A 20867-nucleotide genomic window follows, 5' to 3' on the forward strand; every position below is an offset into this window, starting at 1 on the left:
AGGTAACTACGTTATGTCCTGCTAAACTACGCAACCAAGGACATAACAATGAAAGCTCGCTGGTTACTGCCTTTACTGATTTCTGCTGCGCTGCCAGGAATGGTGCAGGCTCAGGCCATTTATCCCATTGACCGCGCCACCATGTTGGCGGGCGGGAAATTCGATTTTAAAGTCGAGTTTGATGAAGTACTTAAGCCTGAAGATATTCGCATTCTGATCAACGGCAAGGATTACCAGCAGGTGCTGGGCAAAACGGCATCGTTTGTTGAGCGTGAAGACGGCGGCAACGCGTCCACGATCTGGCTGCGAGACGTGAACTTGCCGGAAGCGGGCAAGTATGTGGTAGAGGCGGAAGCCAAAGGCAAAAAGACGCAGGTGAACTGGGACGTGTATTCCGCGTCCGGCACGCGTAAAGCCAAAAACGTGATTCTGTTCATCGGCGATGGCCTGTCCGTTGCGCACCGCACTGGCGCGCGCATCCTGTCCAAAGGGGTGACGGAAGGGAAAGCGGACGGTCGTCTGGCGATTGATGACCTGCAATATATGGCGTTTGCCGGTACGTCCAGTACCGACTCTATCGCGGCCGATAGCGCCAACACCATGAGCGCCTATATGACCGGCCACAAATCCGGTGTGAATGCGCTGGGTGTCTACGTCAGCCGTAGCAAAAATTCACTGGATCACCCAAAGCAGGAAACGCTGGGTGAGCTGTTAACCCGTTCTACCAAAATGTCTGTCGGCGTCGTCAGCGATGCTGAACTTCAAGACGCTACGCCAGCGGCGGTCGTCTCTCACACGCGTCGTCGTGCGGATAAAGCCGAAATCGTTGAGATGTTCTACAACGTGCAGCCTACGGTCATGCTGGGCGGCGGTTCTGCCTATTTCCTGCCAAAAAGCACGCCGGGTTCTAAGCGTAAAGACGAAACCAACTACGTTGAGAAATTCCAGCAGGCGGGCTATTCACTGGTTACCGATGCGGATTCACTGAAGAAAAATGCTGCGCAGGCGACCAAGCTGCTGGGGCTGTTCCACACTGGCAACATGGATGGCGTGATGGATCGTCGCTTCCTGAAAAATGACGTTGCCAAGAAATTCCCGAACCAGCCTGACCTGACCGACATGACGCAGGCGGCGCTGGATGTGCTGTCCAAAAACCAGGATGGCTTCTTCCTGATGGTGGAATCTGCGCTGATCGACAAAGCGTCCCACCCGCTGGATTGGGAACGTGCTTTCACGAACACCATCATGCTGGATCAGTCTGTCGCCATCGCCAAGAAATTTGCCGAGAAAAACCCAGACACGATGATTATCGTGACGGGTGACCATACGCATGGCCTGTCTATCATCGGTACTGTGGACGACAGCAAGCCGGGCACCGAGATGCGTGAGAAGGTTGGCGTGTATGAAGATGCGGGCTATCCGAACTATAAGGATGCCAACAAAGACGGCTACCCGGATGACCTGAACGTTTCTAAACGTCTGGCGGTGTTCTTCAACAACTTCCCTGACTATTACGAGACGTTCCGTCCGAAGCTGGATAACCAGTTCGTTCCTGCTATCAAGAACGAAAAAGATGAATATGTCGCCAACAAAGCCTATGAGAAAGTGCCGGGCGCGGTATTCCGCGAAGGGATCCTGCCACGCTCTTCCGACACGGGTGTTCATGCCGTTGACGACATGGTGATTCAGGCGAGCGGCCCAGGTGCAGAGCGTATCCGTGGTTACATGGAAAACACCGATCTGTTCCGGGTGATTGTTGATGCACTGGCGGTGAAACCGCAGGACAAAAAGTAATCCTACGACGCTATGAATAATGCGAAATGCAGCAAAGCGGGGGCGACCCCGCTTTTATTCTCCTGGCTGCGCGTGGTGCTGGCGCTCCTCCTCATCGGTGGTATCGCCCCGGTAAAAGCCGCGCAGTCTGAACTCTCCTTCGACAAGCTGTACGCCTCTTACGGCGTGCTGGGTCTGGAGTTCTCCAATGAAGTCAAAACGCTCTCCGGCAAACGGGTAAAAATGCGTGGCTTCATGGCACCGCCCCTCAAGGCGGAGTCACAATTCTTTGTCTTAACCAAAATGCCGATGGCGCTGTGCCCCTTCTGTTCGTCTGATGCGGACTGGCCTGAAGATATCCTCGTCGTTTACCTCGCCAAGCGTCAGACCTTCGTACAGAACAACACCATGATTGAGGTGGAAGGCGTACTGGAACACGGATCGTGGACCGACCCTGAAACGGGTTTTGTCAGCCTGCTGCGACTGCGTGAAGCCACGTTCGATACCCTTTAGGAGCGCTGATGGCGGAGTTATTGATTCAACACCTGAGTGTGACCTTCCCCGATACGTCCGAGGCCGTGCTGGCTATTCCCGCGCTGTCGATTCGTTCTGGCGAGCGGGTCGCGGTGATGGGGCCTTCCGGTTCCGGTAAGACCACGCTGGTGAATGCTATTACCGGGATGGATCACAGCGGAACGGGCTGTGTGCAGTGGGAAAAACAGGATATCTGGCAGATGAACGAAGCGGAACGCGACCGCTGGCGGGCGCAGCATATCGGGCTGGTAATGCAGGATTTCCACCTGTTCCCCGGCTTGAGTGCGATAGAGAACGTCTTACTGCCTGCGCAGTTTCACCACTGGCGGATCCCTGCGGCGCTCAGGCTGCGGGCGGCAGATTTGCTGGCACAGGTCGGGCTGGATACCGCGAAACGTCCGATTGAAGTGCTATCACGCGGCGAGAAGCAGCGGGTAGCGGTCGCAAGAGCCTTGCTCAGCAAGCCTGATATCATCATCGCCGATGAGCCCACGGCCAGTTTGGATGCGCACAGCGGTGAGCAGATTGCCGATCTGCTGGTGACGCTGGCGCGCGAGAGTCGCGCGACGCTTATCGCGATTACGCACGATGCACGTCTGGCTTCACAAATGTCGCGCTGTATTCAACTGGAAAAAGGACGCCTCGTGGCTGACACGCTGTATCAGGAGGCTCGCGCATGATTCCTTGGCGTCTTATCTGGGTTGACTGGCGTCGGCTTTGGCCGGGCGTGCTGGTTGTAGTGTTGCTGATCGCCGTGGCGACAGCGTTAAGTATTTCGGTGAGTTTGCAGGAAAGAGCGCTACGTATGGGCAGCGCCAAGGCTGCCGATCGTTTCGATCTGGTGATCGGCGCGCCGGGGAGCGAAACCCAACTGGTGCTGTCGTCCGTGTTCCTGCAACCGTCGGCGCTGACGCTGATTCCTGCGCAGGTGCTGACCGATCTGGAGAAGAACCCGCTGGTTGCCTGGGCGGCACCAGTCGCGTTCGGTGATTTCTATCAGGGGATGCCGATTGTTGGCACCACGCCGCCGTTGGTCACCGATAACGGTAAACGGCAACTCACCACCGGACGCGTGTTCAACGACGGCTTTGAGGCCGTGGTAGGGGCGCAAACGGGGCTGACGGTGGGGAGTACCTTTAGCCCGATCCATGGTCAGGTGGGGACAGAAGGGGCGCACGCGCATGATGATGTTACCTACACCGTTGTCGGTGTTTTACCTGCTGACGGCGGCGCGTGGGATAAAGCGATTCTGGTTCCAGTGAACGCGGTGTGGCGAGTACACGGTATCCATCCGCCTCATGCTGCGGACGATGAACACCACGATGCTCACGACCATAACGAGCATACCGACCATGATCATGGCGCACATGAGCACGAAGGTGAACATGGCGGCCATTCTCATGATCATGATGAAACCACGCAGGTGGAAGGCGAACAGCATGCTGATGAACATCACAACGAAGCCCATCCTGCGGAAGGTGCGGAAAGCGGTGATCGTCATGATGCTGTCGCTCAGCCGGTAACCGCGTCACACGATGACGAGCACGGCGAAGCAGAAGCACACGGGCACGCCCATCAGGCGGGGTTGCCCGCTATTGTCGTTAAACCGAAAACGATCGCGGGTGCTTATCAACTGCGTTCTCTGTATCGCAACAACACGACGCTGGCGGTGTTCCCCGGCGAAGTGCTGGTGAAGCTCTACTCGATGCTGGGCGACATTCGTGAACTGCTGACCTATATCTCGCTGGGAACGCAGGGATTAGTCGGCGTCGCGGTGGCGATGGTGGCGGTTATCCACTTACGGCAACGGCAGAAACAGATTGGCGCACTGCGTGCCTTTGGCGCGCCGCGCTACGGCATTTTCACGCTGATTTGGAGCGGGTTGATGTCGCTGGTAAGCGTCGGCGTACTGCTGGGAGTCGGTCTGGGCTACCTTGCCGCCCGTGCGATTGCGGTGGTGATGAGTGAGAAAAGCGGCTTCGTCCTGCCGGTGACGCTGGAATGGGAAGACATCCACTTCGTCCTGCTCCTGTTGCTGGTCGCCGCCGTGGTGCTCACCATTCCCGCGATGCTGTCCTACCGTCAATCTCCTGCTACAGCGCTGCGTGGAGAGTAATGGGTTACGACTTAGTCGCAAAACTAAGCTGTAATGGCATCGGACCTGTAGTTTTTGCGTCCGATGCTGTTTTTTCCTTACCTATTTACCCCTTCCGATTCCCATACTCAGTCAACGGCCTGCGTCCCTTCGTTATTATGGCTTGGGATCAGTAACGAGCAGCAATACTATTACTTATTTCCATAAATAATATTTCTAAAAATAGTAACTATATTAATTATTATTTGGTTGGGCTATGTATATAAAATGTTGACGGATTGTATCTTAATTGATAACTTTCGGCCTTGTTAAATCTTAGTGATTATATCTGGTGTAACTAAAAATAATTATATCTACTCTCTGGGAAAAAGTTGATCTTTTAATCTTTGAGCAAAGTCGGTAAGAGAGGGTAATATGGATCATGAAATCCATTCCTTTATCAAAAGGAAGCTGAAAGGAGTCGGTGATGTATGGTTTTCTTATTTTATGATGAGTAAAAACTCTACCAGCCAACCTTATATTATTTCGAATTATCCCGAAGCATGGATGAAGGAGTATATAAAAAAAGAGATGTTTCTGAGTGATCCTATCATTGTTGCCTCATTAGCTCGGATCACGCCGTTTTCTTGGGATGATAATGATCTTGTGACGCTAAGAGCCAAGAATCAGGATGTTTTTATTTCTTCCGTGCAGCACGATATAAGTTCAGGTTATACCTTTGTTTTGCACGACCATGATAATAATGTGGCGACACTGAGTATAGCGAATCACCTGGAAGATGCGAATTTCGAAAAATGTATGAAGAATCATGAAAATGATTTGCAGATGTTACTTGTGAATGTACATGAAAAAGTGATGGCATATCAGCGTGCTATCAACGTTCAAGATAACCCCCCCGATAATTCAAGAAATGCCTTACTCTCTCCGCGTGAAACCGAAGTGCTTTTCCTGGTTAGTAGTGGACGAACTTACAAAGAGGTTTCTCGTATATTAGGTATTAGTGAGGTCACCGTTAAGTTCCACATTAACAACTCAGTCCGTAAATTGGATGTTATCAATTCCCGCCATGCTATAACTAAAGCACTTGAGTTAAATCTTTTCCATTCCCCCTGTGAGCCTGTAGTGATGAAGCATATGGACGCCCGTTAGCGTGTATTAATGCTTGCTAAATAGGGAGGAACCTATCCAAAAGAATAGTTACTCCCTATCTAAAAGAAATACATTAGCTGAACTTTTACATGGTTAATATTTACCTTTGCCTTTTCTATGATACGTGACGAATTCAAACGTTGTTTTCTCTCATGTTGTTATTAAGGTAAGGGTTATTACTGTGAGCAATAGTTTTTGCGTTGTTTATAAAGGTTCTGATACCGATATAAATAATATCCAACGCGACTTCGACGGAAAGGGTGAAGCATTATCTAATGGCTATCTTTTTATCGAACAGAATGGCCATTATCAGAAGTGTCAGATGGAAAGAGGATCGGCCTACCTAATAGGCTCGCTGTACAATCGGACGTTTCTGATCGGATTGGCCGGCGTGTGGGAAGGCGAAGCTTATCTGGCAAATGATGCCGAGCTGTTAGCGTTGCTGTTCACGCGTCTGGGAGCGAATGCACTGGCGCTGGCTGAAGGTGACTTCTGCTTTTTCATTGATGAACCAAACGGCGAATTAACGGTAATTACCGAGTCGCGTGGTTTCTCGCCGGTTCATGTCGTACAGGGCAAAAAAACCTGGATGACCAATAGCCTTAAACTGGTTACTGCGGCAGAAGGTGAAGACGCGCTGTGGTTTGAAGAAGAGGCGTTGGTGTGCCAGTCACTGATGCGGGCGGATACCTATACGCCGGTGAAAAATGCGCAGCGTCTTAAGCCGGGAGCGGTGCATGTCCTTACGCACGATAGCGAAGGTTATTCTTTCGTTGAAAGCCGCACGCTGACCACACCAGCCAGCAACCAATTGTTAGCGCTTCCGCGTGAACCGCTGCTGGCATTGATTGATCGCTACCTTAATGCGCCGCTTGAGGATTTAGCGCCGCGCTTTGATACCGTAGGGATTCCCTTGTCAGGCGGTCTGGATTCCAGCCTGGTAACGGCGCTCGCCAGTCGTCATTTCAAACAATTGAATACGTATTCGATTGGGACGGAACTCAGCAATGAGTTTGAGTTTTCTCAACAGGTTGCTGATGCACTCGGTACACATCATCAGGTGAAAATTCTGTCCGAAACTGAAGTGATCAACGGCATCATCGAATCCATCTATTACAACGAAATATTTGACGGCTTATCCGCTGAAATCCAATCTGGGTTGTTCAATGTCTATCGCCAGGCGCAGGGGCAGGTGTCCTGCATGCTCACCGGATATGGTTCCGACCTGCTCTTTGGCGGCATACTGAAGCCGGGAGCGCAGTATGACAATCCGAATCAGCTGCTTGCCGAGCAAGTGTACCGGACGCGTTGGACAGGGGAGTTTGCTACCCACGGCGCTTCCCGTTACGGCATTGATATTCGTCACCCCTTCTGGAGCCACTCCCTAATCTCTCTGTGTCATGCGCTACATCCTGATTACAAAATTTTCGACAACGAAGTCAAAAATATCCTGCGTGAATACGCCGATTCGCTGCAATTGCTGCCGAAAGACATTGTCTGGCGCAAGAAAATCGGCATTCACGAAGGTTCCTCCGTCAATCAGGCCTTTGCGAATGTTCTCGGGTCAACGGTTGATAACTACCAGACCAAAAGTCGCTTTACCTACCGTGTTTATCAAGCCTTCCTTCGTGGCCGTCTCTCCATTACAGATGTGACGCCCTCTCAGCTTAAAGATCTGATTAAAAAGGATTAACTATGGTTTTGGAAGAGAATTCCGGTGAGATCCGTGTGATCACGCTCGATCATCCGAACAAGCATAACCCCTTTAGTCGTTCGCTGGAAACCAGCGTGAAGGACGCGCTGGCGCGAGCCAACGCTGACGAAAGCGTACGAGCTGTCGTGGTGTATGGCGGGGCCGAGCGTTCCTTTTCCGCTGGCGGAGATTTCAACGAAGTTAAGCAGTTATCGCGCAGCGAGGACATCGAAGAGTGGATTGACCGCGTGATTGATCTGTATCAGGCCGTCCTGAATGTGAATAAACCGACGATCGCAGCGGTGGATGGCTATGCGATTGGTATGGGTTTCCAGTTCGCCCTGATGTTTGACCAGAGACTGATGGCGTCGACAGCAAATTTTGTGATGCCGGAACTTAAGCATGGTATCGGGTGCTCGGTCGGGGCGGCCATTCTGGGGTTCACCCACGGATTTAGCACAATGCAGGAAATTATCTACCAGTGCCAATCGCTCGATGCTCCACGCTGTGTGGACTATCGGCTGGTTAATCAGGTGGTGGAGAGCAGTGCGCTGCTGGATGCTGCTATCACACAGGCGCACGTGATGGCCAGCTACCCGGCTTCTGCATTCATCAATACGAAACGAGCGGTCAACAAACCGTTCATCCATCTACTGGAACAAACCCGTGACGCTTCCAAAGCTGTCCATAAGGCAGCGTTTCAGGCTCGTGATGCTCAGGGACATTTCAAAAATGTGCTTGGCAAAAAATACTGAGGATAAGGAAGAAAATGAGCGAAATAGTGAAGTTTAATCCGGTCATGGCGTCCGGTTTTGGCGCGTATATCGATCATCGGGACTTTCTCGAAGCCAAGACAGAGACGATTAAAAAATTACTGATGCGTCAGGGATTTGTCGTGGTCAAAAATCTCGATATTGATGGTGACACATTCCGCGATATCTACTCGGCTTACGGTACGATCGTGGAGTATGCGGATGAAAAGATCGGCGTAGGTTTCGGCTATCGCGATACGTTGAAACTGGAAGGGGAAAAAGGAAAAATCGTTACCGGACGTGGTCAACTTCCCTTCCACGCTGATGGTGGCCTGCTGCTGTCACAGGTGGATCAGGTTTTCCTCTACGCGGCCGAGATTAAAAACGTCAAATTCCGTGGCGCAACAACGGTATGCGACCATGCTCTGGCTTGTCAGGAAATGCCTGCTCACCTTCTGCGCGTACTGGAAGAGGAAACGTTCGAAGTTCGCGTGCTGGAGCGGGGCTATTACGTGGATGTTTCGCCAGACGGTTGGTTCAAGGTGCCGGTCTTCACCGATTTGGGATGGGTCAGAAAGATGCTGATTTATTTTCCATTTGATGAAGGACAACCGGCTAGCTGGGAGCCGCGGATTGTCGGTTTCACCGATCATGAAACCCAGGCATTCTTCCAGGAACTCGGGGCGTTTTTAAAACAGCCACGCTACTACTACAAACACTTCTGGGAAGATGGTGACCTGCTGATTATGGACAACCGTCGTGTCATTCATGAGCGTGAAGAGTTTAACGATGACGACATCGTACGTCGTCTGTATCGCGGACAAACCGCCGATATCTAACTCTCATGATTCCGGCGCGAAAACGTGCCGGATTGATATGGATCTGGAACCATCATGCCTAACGATCTTTACGCTATCTACAATCGTTACACGTCAAGGACCCTGTTTTTTAAATACTGTGCGACAGCGACGCTAACGCACAGACTGACACGTCGGCTGTCGCTTTTTACGTTGAAAAAGTGCCTTGCCCGGCCACGGGGACGCCTTTTCTCTCTGGTTAACAGCATTTATTTTGGCGGAGAAACGCTGGAAGAGGTTCAGAGTACAGCAACTTTTCTGGCACGCTCTGGCATTGCTTGCGTACTGGACTACGCCGTGGAAGGGGAAAATGACGAGACGCAGTTCGATAAGGCAATGGAAAATACGCTGCGCCTCATCGAGATGTCGCAGCAGACGGATAGCCTGCCTTTTGTCGTGATTAAACCGTCGTCGCTGGGGAGTGTTGCCGTGTATGCCCGGCAAAGTGAAGGGCTCGCGCTGGATGAGGCATTCGCCAGCGCATGGTCACGCATCGTTACGCGTTTCTCATGTCTGTTCGATTATGCCCGCTCTCATGGCGTGCGTGTGATGGTTGATGCGGAGCAGACCGCGATTCAGCCTGCAGTGGATCGTTTGGTTCTAGACATGATGCGTGAATTTAACCGCGAGAGTGCGGTGATCACGCTGACGCTGCAATTTTATCTAAAGGATCAACTGCGTTTTCTCGACGAATGCTATCAGCGAGCCTGTCAGGATAATTTTCTGTTCGGCGTGAAAGTAGTACGCGGTGCTTATCTGGAAGAAGAGAAACGAGTGAACGGTGGCGTGCGCTGCTTTGCAACCAAACAGGAAACCGATCGTAGCTATAACGCGGCGGTGGATTACATTGCACTGCGTCTGGATCGAATCGCACCGTTTTTCGCCACGCACAACGAGGAAAGCCTCGCCTTGATTATGTCGAGTGAGTCGCTACGCGCGGGGCGCACCTGGGTAGGTCAGCTTTACGGGCTGGGCGATCATATTACTTATTCGCTGCTGCAAACCGGTTTCCGCGTGTGCAAATACCTGCCTTACGGTCCGCTCGATAAGTCGTTGCCCTATTTACTCCGCAGGATTGAAGAGAACGCTGTTGCCTCGGCAACCTTCAAAAAGGAAAATAAACTCTTGCAGAAGGAGTTGCTGCGCCGTCTCGTAGGAGGGATGTAATGTCAAAATTTCATTGTCATATTCGCGATACGGCTATCGGTTTCCCCGTGTCGGAGGATGAAAGCGTGCTCAGTTCAGCCTATGAAGCTGGTGTCGAATTGCCTTATCGCTGTGCTTCTGGTTACTGCGGTGTTTGCAAGGTGCGTCTGACGTCCGGCAACGTCAACATGGATCATTCTGGTGGGATCTCACGTAAAGATATCGCTGATGGTTACATTCTACCTTGCTGTTCCGTGCCGCTCTCTAACCTCGAAATTGAACCTGTATCGTCATGCTGAAGAAAACGCTAATCGTTGGACTTTGCTGTGCTTTCCCCCTCTTCAATGCTCGAGCGGTGAATGCTGTTCCTGACGAGGTGGCTGTCAAAGGTGGCAATTTCTATGTTGGATCGGTCTTCGGCTCGGAAGACTATGCCGCCCATACCAACACGTCTGTCGCATCTTTTGCCATGACGAAAACGGAAATCACCTATCAGCAATACCATGCTTTGCTTGAGTGGGCTGATGCGCACGGTTATCAGCTCAGCGGTGGTTGTAACGGCGCCACTTTTGAGGATTGCTTGCCGCCTGAACAGGACGCCAGCCTTCATCCTGTCACCAATGTGTCGTGGTGGGATGCACTGATTTTCGCTAATGCGCTGAGTGAACGGGAACGGCTGCCGCCTTACTATCTGACAGCAGACGGCAAAACGCTAAAACGCGCGCCGGATGATGGCAGTGAAAAGGCCATACGTGAGAATCCGCAGGCTTCGGGTTACCGTTTGCCGACGCTGGCGGAATGGCAAGTGGCAGCCAGAGGCGGAAAGAAGGGTCTGGCGCAGGGGACGTACGGACAGCGCTATGCCGGTAGCGAACAGCCGGACAGTGTGGCGCATTTTCCTTCTGACTCTCAATCATTCGGCACGGTGCCTGTGGCCTCGAAGCGTCCCAATGCTCTGGGGCTTTATGATATGAGCGGCAATGTGTCTGAGTGGTTGAATGAGTCTTATGCGGTGGAAGGCGGAAAAACCATGTACTACTTTTGTGGCGGAAGTTATCTGGAACGCACGCACAGTCTTGCTAGCTGCGATCTGCACACGCCCGGTTTTTTCATGCCGGATATTGGTTTTCGACTAGTAAGGACACTTGATGGTCAATAAATTCGTAGGGTGGCTGGCGCTCTGTGCCATTAGCAGCACGGCTGCTGCACTCTCTCCTGTGACATTGAAAGACGGCATCAATCGGCTGGATCTCAATCAGGACGGTGGGAACGATTATGTCGTTGTTGCCCAGTTTGACAACAATACCTCGCATCCTAATCTCGGGATGACCTTTTTTGTCCGCCGTCCAGACGGTGGGCATAGCATTATGCCGGTAGCCAACAGCAATACGTTTACCTGGTTCGACTATCGCCTGTCCGCTGCGGCGGATTTTCTGGTGCAGGACAATCGGTTATTCCTGTCTGGAAAGCATTACTTTCTGGTGACGGCAAGGAAGCAGGGGGAAAACGTCTTTGATCCCACAAAAGTCGTTTTAACAATTTACGACTTTAAAGCCTCACGGGACGATCCCGGTGTACCACTCTATGAATGGTCGGAGCGCAAGCGTGTGGTAACACAAAATACCTACCAATCGGTCGATGAGGCCTACAAGGAAGTGAATGAGGCGATGCTGGCAAAATGAAAATATCGGTATTAATCGTATTCGGGCTATTGGCATCCTTCGGGGCGTGGGCGCAACTCAGTGAGCAGGATTACCAGCAACGCGTACAGGAGTTTTTTGATGCAGAACCGCCGCTGTGTCTGGGCGAAAAGCAGTGGCCGGTTCATAGTCCTAAAGGTGATTCCCCCTGGAACAGTGGACGGTTGCATGCGCTGGTGGACGCGGGGCTGGCATACGCGACGCCTGAAGGAACAGGAAAGGCATATCGGTTATCGCCTGTAGGTGAGAAGAATTGGCGCCAACATGGCGACCTTTGCTATGGTCGTATGCAAGTGAGCCGTATTGAGAGAATCGATCGTGTGAATCAGGAACTGACGGTGGTGTATTTCACTTATCATCTGACATCGTTGGAAAGTTGGGCTCATAACCGTTCGTTACGCTTTGCCTTTAGCGAGTTGGATAATCTTGTCGGTGGAATGCAAACCACGCGTTATTCCGCTACGATTCGTGAGACGTTAGGTGGGGCGGCCAAATTGCAGGATTACCCTGTGCCGGTAGAACTGGATTACTAACTCGATCCTGGTGAAAATAATTCCTTGTTTTGAAAAGGTATCCCGACAGGTTCATACTGCGGGATACCCCATTGTTATCGTCTATCCCTGTGATTACTGCTCGAAATAGCCGCGGATTTTCTCGATATCGTCGCCGTTAGACAACGCCAGAGAGAGCAGAATGCGGGCTTTCTGCGGGTTGTAGAATCCACTGCCGATAGCACCGTCTTTCTTCTTATCCGTTACATAGCCGTTGCCAGTGCGTGTGCTGATCACCACCGGAATGCCTTTGGCCACCGCTTTCTTGATGTCTTCTTTGATACGCGTTGGCGTAGAACCGTTACCGCTACCCGCGATAATGATCCCTTTTGCGCCCTGTTCAATCGCGGCATTCAGCAGGCCGCTGTCTTGATCCTGATAGCCGTACAGAATGTCGACCTTCGCCAGTGTTTCCTTATTACTTACGTCAAAGAACGGTTTGTTTTCGGGAGCGGCTGGCTGGTAGAAGAAGCGCGGAACACCGCCGTAGAAGGCACCGAGATAGCCTTGTTCATTGGCTTTGAATGTGTCCAGCGACGTGGCATTGGTTTTGGTGGTGTAGAAGGCAGAGCCGATGCGGTCATTCAGCAGCACCATCGCGCCGCGTTTTTCCGCGTTCTTGCTGGTCGCCAGCGTGACGGCTTCCAGCAGGTTCATAGAACCGTCTGCACTGATGGCGGTAGCGGGACGCATCGCGCCAACGATAACTACCGGTTTCTCGCTTTTTACCGTCAGATCCAAAAAGAACGCCGTCTCTTCCAACGTATCGGTGCCGTGAGTCACAACGACGCCGTGTGTGTTTGCATCGCTTAACTGTTTGCTAATCGCTTTGGATAGCTTCAACAGAATAGCCTGATCGATATTTCCGCTGGCAGTGTTGGCGATTTGCTCACCGGTCACCGTCGCGACATCGCCAATAGTGGGTACCGCGTTCAGCAGTTCCTGAATGCCGATCGCGCCCGCCTTATAGCCTGTCGTATCCGTGTTGGATTCTGCCTTTCCGGCGATGGTGCCGCCGGTTGCGTATATCGTAACGCCAGGTTTGGTGTCATCGGCCAGCAGGGCATGAGACGACAGCATCAGGCAAGCGGCGGTGATGGTGCGAGCGATGAATGAGAGTTGCATTAGCAGGTCCTTGTTTTTGTCATTGGAAAGCAAGAACAAAAGCAACTTCTATACCAATGCTTATTTATCTATTATCCAGCTAATTAATCACGGAGAGTCTTTGCTTTGGTGCATAGCGTGGGGCGCTGGCGGCTGTATTGCACTGCAATGGTGAGCACGGTGGCAGTGAATGGGATGAGAGGAAAAGCTGTGCCGATAATCTTGAATGGCGTCATTTGACGTCTTACCGACTCTGTATAAAAACAGGGTGAACGTGGTTCACCCTGCTGCATTTTACGGTCTTGGCGTGACGCCAGAGGGGATTAGCGTAAATCCAACATCGCGATATGGTCCATATCGTCAAACGTCAGGTTTTCGCCGATCATGCCCCAGATAAAGGCGTAGTTTTTGGTGCCGACACCGGTGTGAATCGACCAACTCGGGGAGATCACTGCCTGCTCGTTATGCATCACCAGATGGCGCGTTTCATGCGGCTCACCCATCATATGGAAAATAATGGTGTCTTCCGCCATATCAAAATAGAAGTACACTTCCATTCTGCGCTCATGGGTATGCGTCGGCATTGAATTCCAGTTGCTGCCTTCCGCCAGACGCGTTAATCCCATGCTCAGTTGGCAAGTTTCCACCACTTCCGGCACCAGATATTTGCAAATCGTCCGCTTGTTACAAGTTTTGACGTCGCCCAGCGGTGCTTTGATCGCCTGATTCTGTGTAATGATGCGTGTCGGGAAAACGGCATGTGCTGGTGCGCTGTTGTAATACAGTTTCGCAGGCTTGGCGCTGCCCAGGCTGCTGAACGCTAAGGCTTTCGCTCCCTTGCCGACATAGAGCGCTTCCTCATTGCCAACTTCATAGCTTGTGCCGTCGATGACGATTTTTGCCGGGCCGCCAATATTGATCAGCCCCAGCTCGCGACGCTCAAGAAAATAGTTCACGCCAAATTGTTTGCCGATGTCGTCATCAAACGTTATCTCGCCCTCCACCGGCATGATCCCGCCCACCACGATACGGTCGATGTGGCTGTAGGTCATGGTGTATTGGTTTGGCGTAAATATCTGCTCAATCAGAAATTTCTTTCTCAGCTCAGTGGTATCAAGCGTTTTCGCATGTTCACTGTGTACACTTTGTCGTACGTCCATTTTGCTACCTTCTTATGCGTGTTTAGGTGAAAAGCGTTTTGCCCATAATGCTGTAATGATGGGCACCAATACTGATGTCACGATCACACTGGTGGCGACTAACGCTGTTGCCTGTTGAGCGACCGGAGCGAATTCCGGAGCCATATTCGCGATCAACAGAGGAGTGGCGACGGCGGCACCTGCGCTGCTGGATGCGGCCACGCCTGCGGTTCCATTACCACCGCCGATAAATTTATCCGCCAGAATCAGTGGGATACCTGTAACAACAATCACCAGCAGGCCGAGGAAGATACCTGCGAAGCCCGTCTGGAGGATCACTGATAAATTAATGGTGTTACCTAACGCAAAGGCAAAGAAAGGAATCAGCGTTTGTACTGAATTACCGAACAGTTTTCTCAAATCCGGGTCCAGGTTACCCAATACAAAACCAATCAGAAAAGGCAGGACGGCACCGACAAATAACTGAGGTTCAAAGGTAGCGATACCGCTGGCACCCAGAATGACCATGGTCATCAACGGGCCAGATTCCAGAGACATCAGTACGAAGGCACCTGCTTCTTCTTTCGAACCGTATTGGTTCATCAGTGCAGCGTACAAACCGCCGTTAGTCATGTCCATTGCTGCGACCAGCGCCAGCACGGAGATCCCAGCCAGCATGCCATTTTGGATGCCGTCACCCGGCAGGAACGTGCCCGCGATCAGCGCCACAACCCAGGCGGTGGCGATTTTGGTGACCACCAGAACGCCTGATTTTCTCAGCATCGTTCCCGTTGCTTTAAATTCAATGGACGCGCCCATGCAGAAAAACCATACCGCCAGAATAGGGATTGTGCCAGTAATCAGGCCGTTACTGAAAGAACCTAAATATTTCCCAGCGCCTGGCGTAAAGGTATTACAGAGTGCGCCCAAAAATAGCGGCACCAGCATTAATCCCCCAGGGATTTTATCAATAGCTTGTTTGATTTTCATAAAAGACCTCATTAAAAGATAAAAGCATGTTCAGCCCGCTTTCAGTGAAAGCAGAAGGAGTATTGGTATAAAGTCATAAATAGGGCGGAATAAAACCCAAGGGGTTATTACCCGATTTCATTAATTAGTGAAGATGGTTGTCCCCATTATAAAATTGATAATTAATATTTTTCGTCATCTTAATGATGACTTATGTCATGTTTTTTTAGTTATAGATGGCCTGCCCGTAATGCGTAATTAGCGTTTACAGGTAATTATGTCGTGATATATCGCCACGTTATTTTTTTACGTGACTATGATGAATTTCAATAAATCAAAAATTGAAATTCACTAGGTTATTTTCGATAAATATATTATCTAATATCAATCTTCCGGCTGTTAATATGAGCAGTAATTGCTTTGCTGGTTTTAATCAGGCTTGCCAGATGTTTTTCTTTTTTTCCATTCGCATATTGTGACTGCATACCGTTAACGCCAATGGCGGCGATGACTTCACCATTTTGGTTAAAGATAGGCGCAGCCATGCAGCAGATCTCTTCTATATCTTCGCCGTCGTCTATTGCCCAGCCCTGTTCCTTGACGATTTTCAGGTGCTGCAGGAAATCTTCTTTATTGGTAATCGTTCGGGGCGTCAAATACTCAAAGGTGCAATCGGCAATCAGTGATTCAATTCTTTCCTGTGGTAGCCAGGCGACGAGCACTTTCCCCAGAGACATACGATTAAATATAATTTTCTTACCTTCCCAGGATGTTTTTACGATGGCCTTGGGGGATTCGACTTTACTCAGGAAGAAACCGTTATCGCCGTCCATAATACCAAGATGGCAGGTCAACTCCGTCTCTTTGACTAATTCATGCATAAAGTTAATCGTGTCTTTACGCAGATCAATATTCTTTATTACCAAACCGCCAAGCTCAAACAGTCTCAATCCCAAAACATAACGACCGTCAGCGCGCTGACGTAACAATTGCGTCACCACCAGCACTTCCAGTAGATGATGTACGCTGCTTTTGGGTATAGACAAATCAGTGCAAATCTCAGTGAAGCTGGCTTCGTCATGTTTGGCGATGTAGTCAATAATCATCACTAAACGGACGGCTGCCGGCGCTTTACTGTGTTCGAGCTGTTGGAATATATTCATGTTGTTCTATATATAAAACTTCGGTTTCCTATATAGAACAATAATAACGCAACGGTAATTTATTTACCTAGATGCAGATCACAAAATAATCGCGAAGTGGTTGAATATTTCAATATAAATGAAACGTAGTTTTATTAGGGAAACAAAATGGCGGTATTTTGGCAGGAAAGATGCCTGACCTCGTAAATAAGGCCAGGCATGATTTAAATGACAGAACGGCGGTTAGCGCTTTTTAAAGGCGGCAGCCAGAGCATCGCCCATCGCGCTGTTGCCAGCGAGAGGGGCGCTAGCGGGACGAGGACGTGATTTACCGGCTGGCTGACGCGATGAAGTATTGCTATCGCCACGCGCATTGCCACCGCCACGACGTGATGCGGTGTCGCCCGGCTGTTCATCAAGGCGCATGGTCAGCGCGATACGTTTACGTTGCAGATCCACTTCCATCACTTTCACTTTGACGATATCGCCGGCTTTCACGACCTTGTGCGGATCGTCGACGAAATGGTCGGCCAGTGATGAAATGTGTACCAAACCGTCCTGATGGACGCCGATATCCACAAACGCACCAAAGTTGGTGACGTTGGTGACGGCACCTTCCAGAATCATGCCCGGCAGGAGATCGTTTAAGGTTTCCACGCCGTCGGCGAAGCTGGCGGTTTTGAACTCAGGACGTGGATCGCGACCCGGTTTTTCCAGCTCTTTGATGATGTCGGTTACCGTCGGCACGCCGAAACGCTCATCGGTGAAATCCGACGGTTTCAGGTTACGCAGCGCATTCGGGTTCCCCATTAGCTCCTGTAACGCCTGTTCGGTCGCGGCCAGAATACGTTCCACGATCGGATAGGCTTCCGGGTGAACGGTAGAGGCATCCAGTGGGTTGTTGCCGTGGTTGATGCGCAGGAAGCCTGCACACTGTTCAAAGGCTTTTGGCCCCAGACGGCTGACTTTCAGCAGCTGTTCGCGATTGTGGAAGCGGCCATTCTCATCACGCCAGGTCACAATATTTTGCGCCATCATGCGCGTGAGTCCGGCGACGCGGGTTAGCAGCGCCACGGACGCGGTATTCAGATCAACGCCGACGGCGTTTACGCAGTCTTCGACCACTGCATCCAGTTTTTTCGCCAGCAGACTTTGGCTTACGTCATGCTGATACTGACCCACACCGATGGATTTCGGGTCGATCTTCACCAGCTCCGCCAGCGGATCCTGCAAACGGCGGGCGATAGAGACTGCGCCGCGCAGCGAGACATCCAGATCGGGGAATTCCAGCGCCGCCAGCTCGGACGCGGAGTACACCGACGCGCCAGCTTCGCTGACGATCACTTTCTGTGCTTTGATATCTGGGAACTGTTTCTGCGTGTCGAGGAAGAAGCGTTCGGTTTCACGCGATGCAGTACCGTTACCAATCGCCACCAGCTCAACCTGATGTTTGAGGCACAGTGCGGCGATGATCGGAGCGGCTTTAGCTGCCTGACCGGTATGCGGATAAATCGTATCGGTCGCAACCAGCTTGCCAGTGGCATCCACCACCGCGACTTTTACACCAGTACGCAGGCCGGGATCGAGACCCATGGTGGCGCGCATGCCCGCCGGAGCGGCCATCAGCAGGTCGTGCATGTTGCGGGCGAAAACGTTGATTGCTTCGTCTTCGGCTTTTTCACGCACGCTGCCCATCAGTTCAGTTTCAAGGTGCAGCAGTACTTTAATGCGCCACGTCCAGCTAATGACGGCGCGCCGCCAGCTGTCCGCTGCCGCATTCCCTAAACGCAGGTTCAGGTGGTCGATAATAATCTGTTCGCAGTAGCTCTCACGCGGCGCTTCTTCGTGCTGCGGATCGGCGTTCAGAGCCAGTTGCAGCACGCCTTCGTTACGGCCACGGAACATAGCCAGTGCGCGGTGTGAAGGCACCTGAGCAATCGGTTCGTGATGATCGAAATAGTCGCGGAACTTCGCACCTTCTTCCTCTTTCCCTTCCACAACGCGGGAAACCAGATGGGCATTTTTCCACAGATAGTGACGCACTTTCGCCAGCAGCGTGGCGTCTTCGGCAAAGCGTTCCATCAGGATGTAACGTGCGCCGTCCAATGCGGCTTTCACGTCCGCGACGCCTTTCTCAGCATCGACATAAGCCTGTGCCGTCAGCTCCGGCTCCTGGCTCGGGTCCTGCCACAGGCTGTCGGCCAGCGGTTCCAGACCGGCTTCAATCGCGATCTGCCCGCGCGTGCGGCGCTTCGGTTTATACGGCAGATAGAGATCTTCCAGCTCGGTTTTGCTCAGCGTGCCGTTAATGGCGGTGGCGAGCTGCGGGGTTAATTTCCCCTGTTCGTCGATGGATTTCAGAATAGTCTGGCGTCGGTCTTCCAGTTCACGCAGGTAACCGAGGCGCGTTTCGAGCTGGCGCAACTGGGTGTCATCCAGCCCGCCGGTCACTTCTTTACGGTAACGGGCGATAAAAGGGACGGTGTTTCCTTCGTCCAGCAGGCGGACGGCGGCGTCTACCTGCTCCGTACGCGCCTGCAATTCGCTGGCGATAATGTGGCTTAATGAATCATTCATAGGTCTGATATCAATCGTCATCAAGTGAGTGGGTGAAATAAGTGAGGACAGTTATACGGATTGAGCGTGCAAAATGCCAGCCGCTGCCGTCTGGAATACGGGGACGATGATGGCGCGGTTCGCCGGATTACGATCGGAGAAGGGGAAAGAGGCGCGGCAAAATTTACCTACATCAATATTCCGTCAGATTCTTGCAACCCACTCACGATTTTAGCGTATGACATACGTTGGCCTTGTGTAGCTATAAATTGAGCGCGTTAAATTGAGTGCCGCACGGGATGACCGATCCAGAAGCCCGTAAGAGCGGACGAGAACAACATCATTATTCGGGCAGGAGAAAGGTTCATGACAGTCAGAACGTCCACGTTGACGGCAGAAGGGCAAGCGGATATCACGTTGAACATGCGTTCCGGCGTGCTGGGGAAAACGGCGGTGGATATTCGCCCACTCGGTGAACACGGGCTGTGCAGCTATGACCCCGGTTTTGCCAATACGGCAGGGTGCGAGTCGGCGATTACCTATATAGATGCGGTGAATAGCGTGCTGCTGCATCGGGGCTTCCCTGTCGAACAGCTCGCTGAGCAGTGTGACTTTACTGAAGTCTGTTACATCCTGCTGCATGGTGAAGCGCCTTCGGCGGAAGCGTATGCGAAATTTGCTGACAACATCACCCGCCATACGCTGGTTCATGAGCAAATTACCCGGATGTTCAGCGGCTTTCGTCGCGATTCCCACCCGATGGCGCTGATGTGCGCGGTGGTGGGCGCGCTGGCCGCGTTCTATCACGATGTATTGGATATCCATAACGCGGAGCATCGCGAGCTGGCGGCAGTGCGGCTGCTGTCGAAAATGCCGACGTTAGCGGCAATGTGCTACAAATATTCCATCGAACAGCCATCCGTGTATCCCCGCAATTCGCTCTCCTATACCGGCAACTTTCTGCATATGTTGTTTTCGATTCCGGCGGAGAAATATGAAGTGAATCCGGTGCTGGAACGAGCGATGAACCGCATCCTGATTCTGCATGCCGATCATGGTCAGTGCCCGTCTACGATGGCGGTCAGAGCGTCAGGTTCTTCTGGCGCTAACCCGTTTGCCTGCATTGCTGCCGGGCTGGCATCGATGTGGGGGCCGCTGCACGGCGGGGCGAACGAAGCCTGTATGCGCATGCTGGAAGAGATTAAAACGGTCGATCGCGTCCCTGAATTTGTACGACGCGCGAAAGACCGCTGCGATTCATTCCGGCTGATGGGATTCGGTAACTCGGTCTACCAGCATTTCGACCCACGCGCGGCGATTCTGCGTAAAACCTGTTATGAAGTGCTCAATGAACTCGGCACGGAAGACAGCCTGTTGCAGGTGGCGATGGAGCTGGAACATATCGCCATGACCGACGCCTATTTTCTGGAGAATAAACTCTACCCGAGCGTCGATTTCTATACCTCAGTCATTCTCAAAGCGATGGGGCTGCCGCCATCAATGTTTACGGTGATTTCCACCGTCGGCAGAACGATCGGCTGGATTGCACATTGGGATGAGATGCATAAGCAGGATGAAATCAGCATCTACCGTCCGCGCCAGATTTATACCGGACAGCCGCGTCGGGACTATGTTTCCGCGCTGAAAGACTGATGCGACTTTTACCATGATGCCTATGTCGCGGCATCATGGTGATCATGGGCAGTA

19 protein-coding genes are annotated in these 20867 nt (G+C 51.8%); 14 read left to right on the plus strand and 5 right to left on the minus strand.

From position 1 onward, the window contains the following. Window positions 1-48: 48 nt before the first annotated feature. From H4F65_RS19865 to H4F65_RS19925, 13 genes are all read left to right on the plus strand, one after another. The gene (locus tag H4F65_RS19865) at window positions 49-1794 is read left to right on the plus strand and encodes an alkaline phosphatase (RefSeq protein WP_010277828.1); all 1746 of its coding nucleotides are present in this window, start codon (window positions 49-51) and stop codon (window positions 1792-1794) included. Window positions 1795-1806: 12 nt separating this feature from the next. After that, window positions 1807-2286, plus strand: coding sequence for a hypothetical protein (locus H4F65_RS19870; RefSeq protein ID WP_010277825.1), 480 nt, complete (start codon window positions 1807-1809; stop codon window positions 2284-2286). A gap of 8 nt (window positions 2287-2294) precedes the next feature. Continuing rightward, window positions 2295-2987: an ABC transporter ATP-binding protein gene (locus tag H4F65_RS19875; protein WP_010277821.1), complete on the plus strand. Its 693-nt coding sequence runs from the start codon at window positions 2295-2297 to the stop codon at window positions 2985-2987. Continuing rightward, window positions 2984-4423 (plus strand): FtsX-like permease family protein, encoded by a 1440-nt coding sequence (locus H4F65_RS19880; protein ID WP_010277817.1) that lies wholly within the window; start codon window positions 2984-2986, stop codon window positions 4421-4423. Before H4F65_RS19875 ends, H4F65_RS19880 begins: the two co-directional genes overlap by 4 nt. Before the next feature lie 393 nt (window positions 4424-4816). Beyond that, a complete protein-coding gene (carR, locus tag H4F65_RS19885) occupies window positions 4817-5551 on the plus strand; it encodes a carbapenem biosynthesis transcriptional regulator CarR (RefSeq protein WP_010277812.1) in 735 nt (244 codons plus the stop codon). 181 nt (window positions 5552-5732) lie between these two features. Next, a complete protein-coding gene (carA, locus tag H4F65_RS22025) occupies window positions 5733-7244 on the plus strand; it encodes a carbapenam-3-carboxylate synthase (protein WP_010277808.1) in 1512 nt (503 codons plus the stop codon). Window positions 7245-7246: 2 nt separating this feature from the next. Next, on the plus strand, window positions 7247-7999 hold the full coding sequence (gene carB / locus H4F65_RS19895) for a carboxymethylproline synthase (protein WP_010277805.1): 753 nt from the start codon (window positions 7247-7249) through the stop codon (window positions 7997-7999). A gap of 14 nt (window positions 8000-8013) precedes the next feature. Beyond that, window positions 8014-8835: a TauD/TfdA dioxygenase family protein gene (locus H4F65_RS19900; protein ID WP_010277801.1), complete on the plus strand. Its 822-nt coding sequence runs from the start codon at window positions 8014-8016 to the stop codon at window positions 8833-8835. Window positions 8836-8889: 54 nt separating this feature from the next. Next, window positions 8890-10020 carry a carbapenem biosynthesis protein CarD gene (gene carD, locus H4F65_RS19905; RefSeq protein WP_010277797.1) on the plus strand — a complete coding sequence of 377 codons (1131 nt, stop codon included), beginning with the start codon at window positions 8890-8892 and terminating at the stop codon, window positions 10018-10020. After that, window positions 10020-10298: a 2Fe-2S iron-sulfur cluster-binding protein gene (locus H4F65_RS19910; RefSeq protein WP_010277792.1), complete on the plus strand. Its 279-nt coding sequence runs from the start codon at window positions 10020-10022 to the stop codon at window positions 10296-10298. Before carD ends, H4F65_RS19910 begins: the two co-directional genes overlap by 1 nt. Continuing rightward, window positions 10292-11158 (plus strand): formylglycine-generating enzyme family protein, encoded by an 867-nt coding sequence (locus H4F65_RS19915; protein ID WP_072014224.1) that lies wholly within the window; start codon window positions 10292-10294, stop codon window positions 11156-11158. Before H4F65_RS19910 ends, H4F65_RS19915 begins: the two co-directional genes overlap by 7 nt. Beyond that, window positions 11148-11681 carry a carbapenem self-resistance protein CarG family protein gene (locus H4F65_RS19920; protein WP_010277774.1) on the plus strand — a complete coding sequence of 178 codons (534 nt, stop codon included), beginning with the start codon at window positions 11148-11150 and terminating at the stop codon, window positions 11679-11681. Before H4F65_RS19915 ends, H4F65_RS19920 begins: the two co-directional genes overlap by 11 nt. Continuing rightward, complete coding sequence (locus H4F65_RS19925; RefSeq protein ID WP_010277770.1) at window positions 11678-12232, plus strand: hypothetical protein; 555 nt, start codon at window positions 11678-11680, stop codon at window positions 12230-12232. The genes H4F65_RS19920 and H4F65_RS19925 overlap by 4 nt, the downstream gene beginning before the upstream one ends. A 93-nt stretch (window positions 12233-12325) precedes the next feature. Here H4F65_RS19925 and H4F65_RS19930 read toward each other — a convergent pair whose 3' ends face one another. The 5 genes from H4F65_RS19930 to H4F65_RS19950 all read right to left on the minus strand — a co-directional run bounded on the left by H4F65_RS19930 (window position 12326) and on the right by H4F65_RS19950 (window position 19181). Continuing rightward, window positions 12326-13375, minus strand: a complete 1050-nt coding sequence (locus tag H4F65_RS19930; protein WP_010277768.1) for an asparaginase — start codon at window positions 13373-13375, stop codon at window positions 12326-12328. Window positions 13376-13677: 302 nt separating this feature from the next. After that, entirely contained in the window at window positions 13678-14514 is an 837-nt protein-coding gene (gene kduI / locus H4F65_RS19935; protein WP_010277766.1) for a 5-dehydro-4-deoxy-D-glucuronate isomerase, read from the minus strand. 12 nt (window positions 14515-14526) lie between these two features. Beyond that, window positions 14527-15483, minus strand: a complete 957-nt coding sequence (kdgT, locus tag H4F65_RS19940; protein ID WP_010277762.1) for a 2-keto-3-deoxygluconate transporter — start codon at window positions 15481-15483, stop codon at window positions 14527-14529. A gap of 353 nt (window positions 15484-15836) precedes the next feature. Beyond that, window positions 15837-16625: an IclR family transcriptional regulator gene (locus H4F65_RS19945; RefSeq protein WP_010277756.1), complete on the minus strand. Its 789-nt coding sequence runs from the start codon at window positions 16623-16625 to the stop codon at window positions 15837-15839. Between the two features lie 222 nt (window positions 16626-16847). Continuing rightward, window positions 16848-19181: a Tex family protein gene (locus H4F65_RS19950; RefSeq protein ID WP_010277752.1), complete on the minus strand. Its 2334-nt coding sequence runs from the start codon at window positions 19179-19181 to the stop codon at window positions 16848-16850. Between the two features lie 345 nt (window positions 19182-19526). Here H4F65_RS19950 and H4F65_RS19955 point away from each other — a divergent pair, with 345 nt between their 5' ends. Then, window positions 19527-20813, plus strand: coding sequence for a citrate synthase (locus H4F65_RS19955; protein ID WP_010277750.1), 1287 nt, complete (start codon window positions 19527-19529; stop codon window positions 20811-20813). Window positions 20814-20867: the final 54 nt, after the last annotated feature.

This window comes from Pectobacterium brasiliense (assembly GCF_016950255.1).
Taxonomy (GTDB): Bacteria; Pseudomonadota; Gammaproteobacteria; order Enterobacterales; family Enterobacteriaceae; genus Pectobacterium; species Pectobacterium brasiliense.

What these genes read in the sequence shown, in the direction of transcription:
- H4F65_RS19865 (WP_010277828.1), top strand. Translation starts at nt 49, where the DNA reads ATGAAAGCTCGCTGGTTACTGCCTTTACTGATTTCTGCTGCGCTGCCA.
- H4F65_RS19900 (WP_010277801.1), top strand. Translation starts at nt 8,014, where the DNA reads ATGAGCGAAATAGTGAAGTTTAATCCGGTCATGGCGTCCGGTTTTGGC.
- H4F65_RS19875 (WP_010277821.1), top strand. Translation starts at nt 2,295, where the DNA reads ATGGCGGAGTTATTGATTCAACACCTGAGTGTGACCTTCCCCGATACG.
- H4F65_RS19950 (WP_010277752.1), bottom strand. Translation starts at nt 19,181, where the DNA reads ATGAATGATTCATTAAGCCACATTATCGCCAGCGAATTGCAGGCGCGT.
- H4F65_RS19880 (WP_010277817.1), top strand. Translation starts at nt 2,984, where the DNA reads ATGATTCCTTGGCGTCTTATCTGGGTTGACTGGCGTCGGCTTTGGCCG.
- H4F65_RS19915 (WP_072014224.1), top strand. Translation starts at nt 10,292, where the DNA reads ATGCTGAAGAAAACGCTAATCGTTGGACTTTGCTGTGCTTTCCCCCTC.
- H4F65_RS19930 (WP_010277768.1), bottom strand. Translation starts at nt 13,375, where the DNA reads ATGCAACTCTCATTCATCGCTCGCACCATCACCGCCGCTTGCCTGATG.
- H4F65_RS19925 (WP_010277770.1), top strand. Translation starts at nt 11,678, where the DNA reads ATGAAAATATCGGTATTAATCGTATTCGGGCTATTGGCATCCTTCGGG.
- carR (WP_010277812.1), top strand. Translation starts at nt 4,817, where the DNA reads ATGGATCATGAAATCCATTCCTTTATCAAAAGGAAGCTGAAAGGAGTC.
- H4F65_RS19920 (WP_010277774.1), top strand. Translation starts at nt 11,148, where the DNA reads ATGGTCAATAAATTCGTAGGGTGGCTGGCGCTCTGTGCCATTAGCAGC.
- kduI (WP_010277766.1), bottom strand. Translation starts at nt 14,514, where the DNA reads ATGGACGTACGACAAAGTGTACACAGTGAACATGCGAAAACGCTTGAT.
- carB (WP_010277805.1), top strand. Translation starts at nt 7,247, where the DNA reads ATGGTTTTGGAAGAGAATTCCGGTGAGATCCGTGTGATCACGCTCGAT.
- kdgT (WP_010277762.1), bottom strand. Translation starts at nt 15,483, where the DNA reads ATGAAAATCAAACAAGCTATTGATAAAATCCCTGGGGGATTAATGCTG.
- H4F65_RS19910 (WP_010277792.1), top strand. Translation starts at nt 10,020, where the DNA reads ATGTCAAAATTTCATTGTCATATTCGCGATACGGCTATCGGTTTCCCC.
- H4F65_RS19955 (WP_010277750.1), top strand. Translation starts at nt 19,527, where the DNA reads ATGACAGTCAGAACGTCCACGTTGACGGCAGAAGGGCAAGCGGATATC.
- carD (WP_010277797.1), top strand. Translation starts at nt 8,890, where the DNA reads ATGCCTAACGATCTTTACGCTATCTACAATCGTTACACGTCAAGGACC.
- H4F65_RS19945 (WP_010277756.1), bottom strand. Translation starts at nt 16,625, where the DNA reads ATGAATATATTCCAACAGCTCGAACACAGTAAAGCGCCGGCAGCCGTC.
- H4F65_RS19870 (WP_010277825.1), top strand. Translation starts at nt 1,807, where the DNA reads ATGAATAATGCGAAATGCAGCAAAGCGGGGGCGACCCCGCTTTTATTC.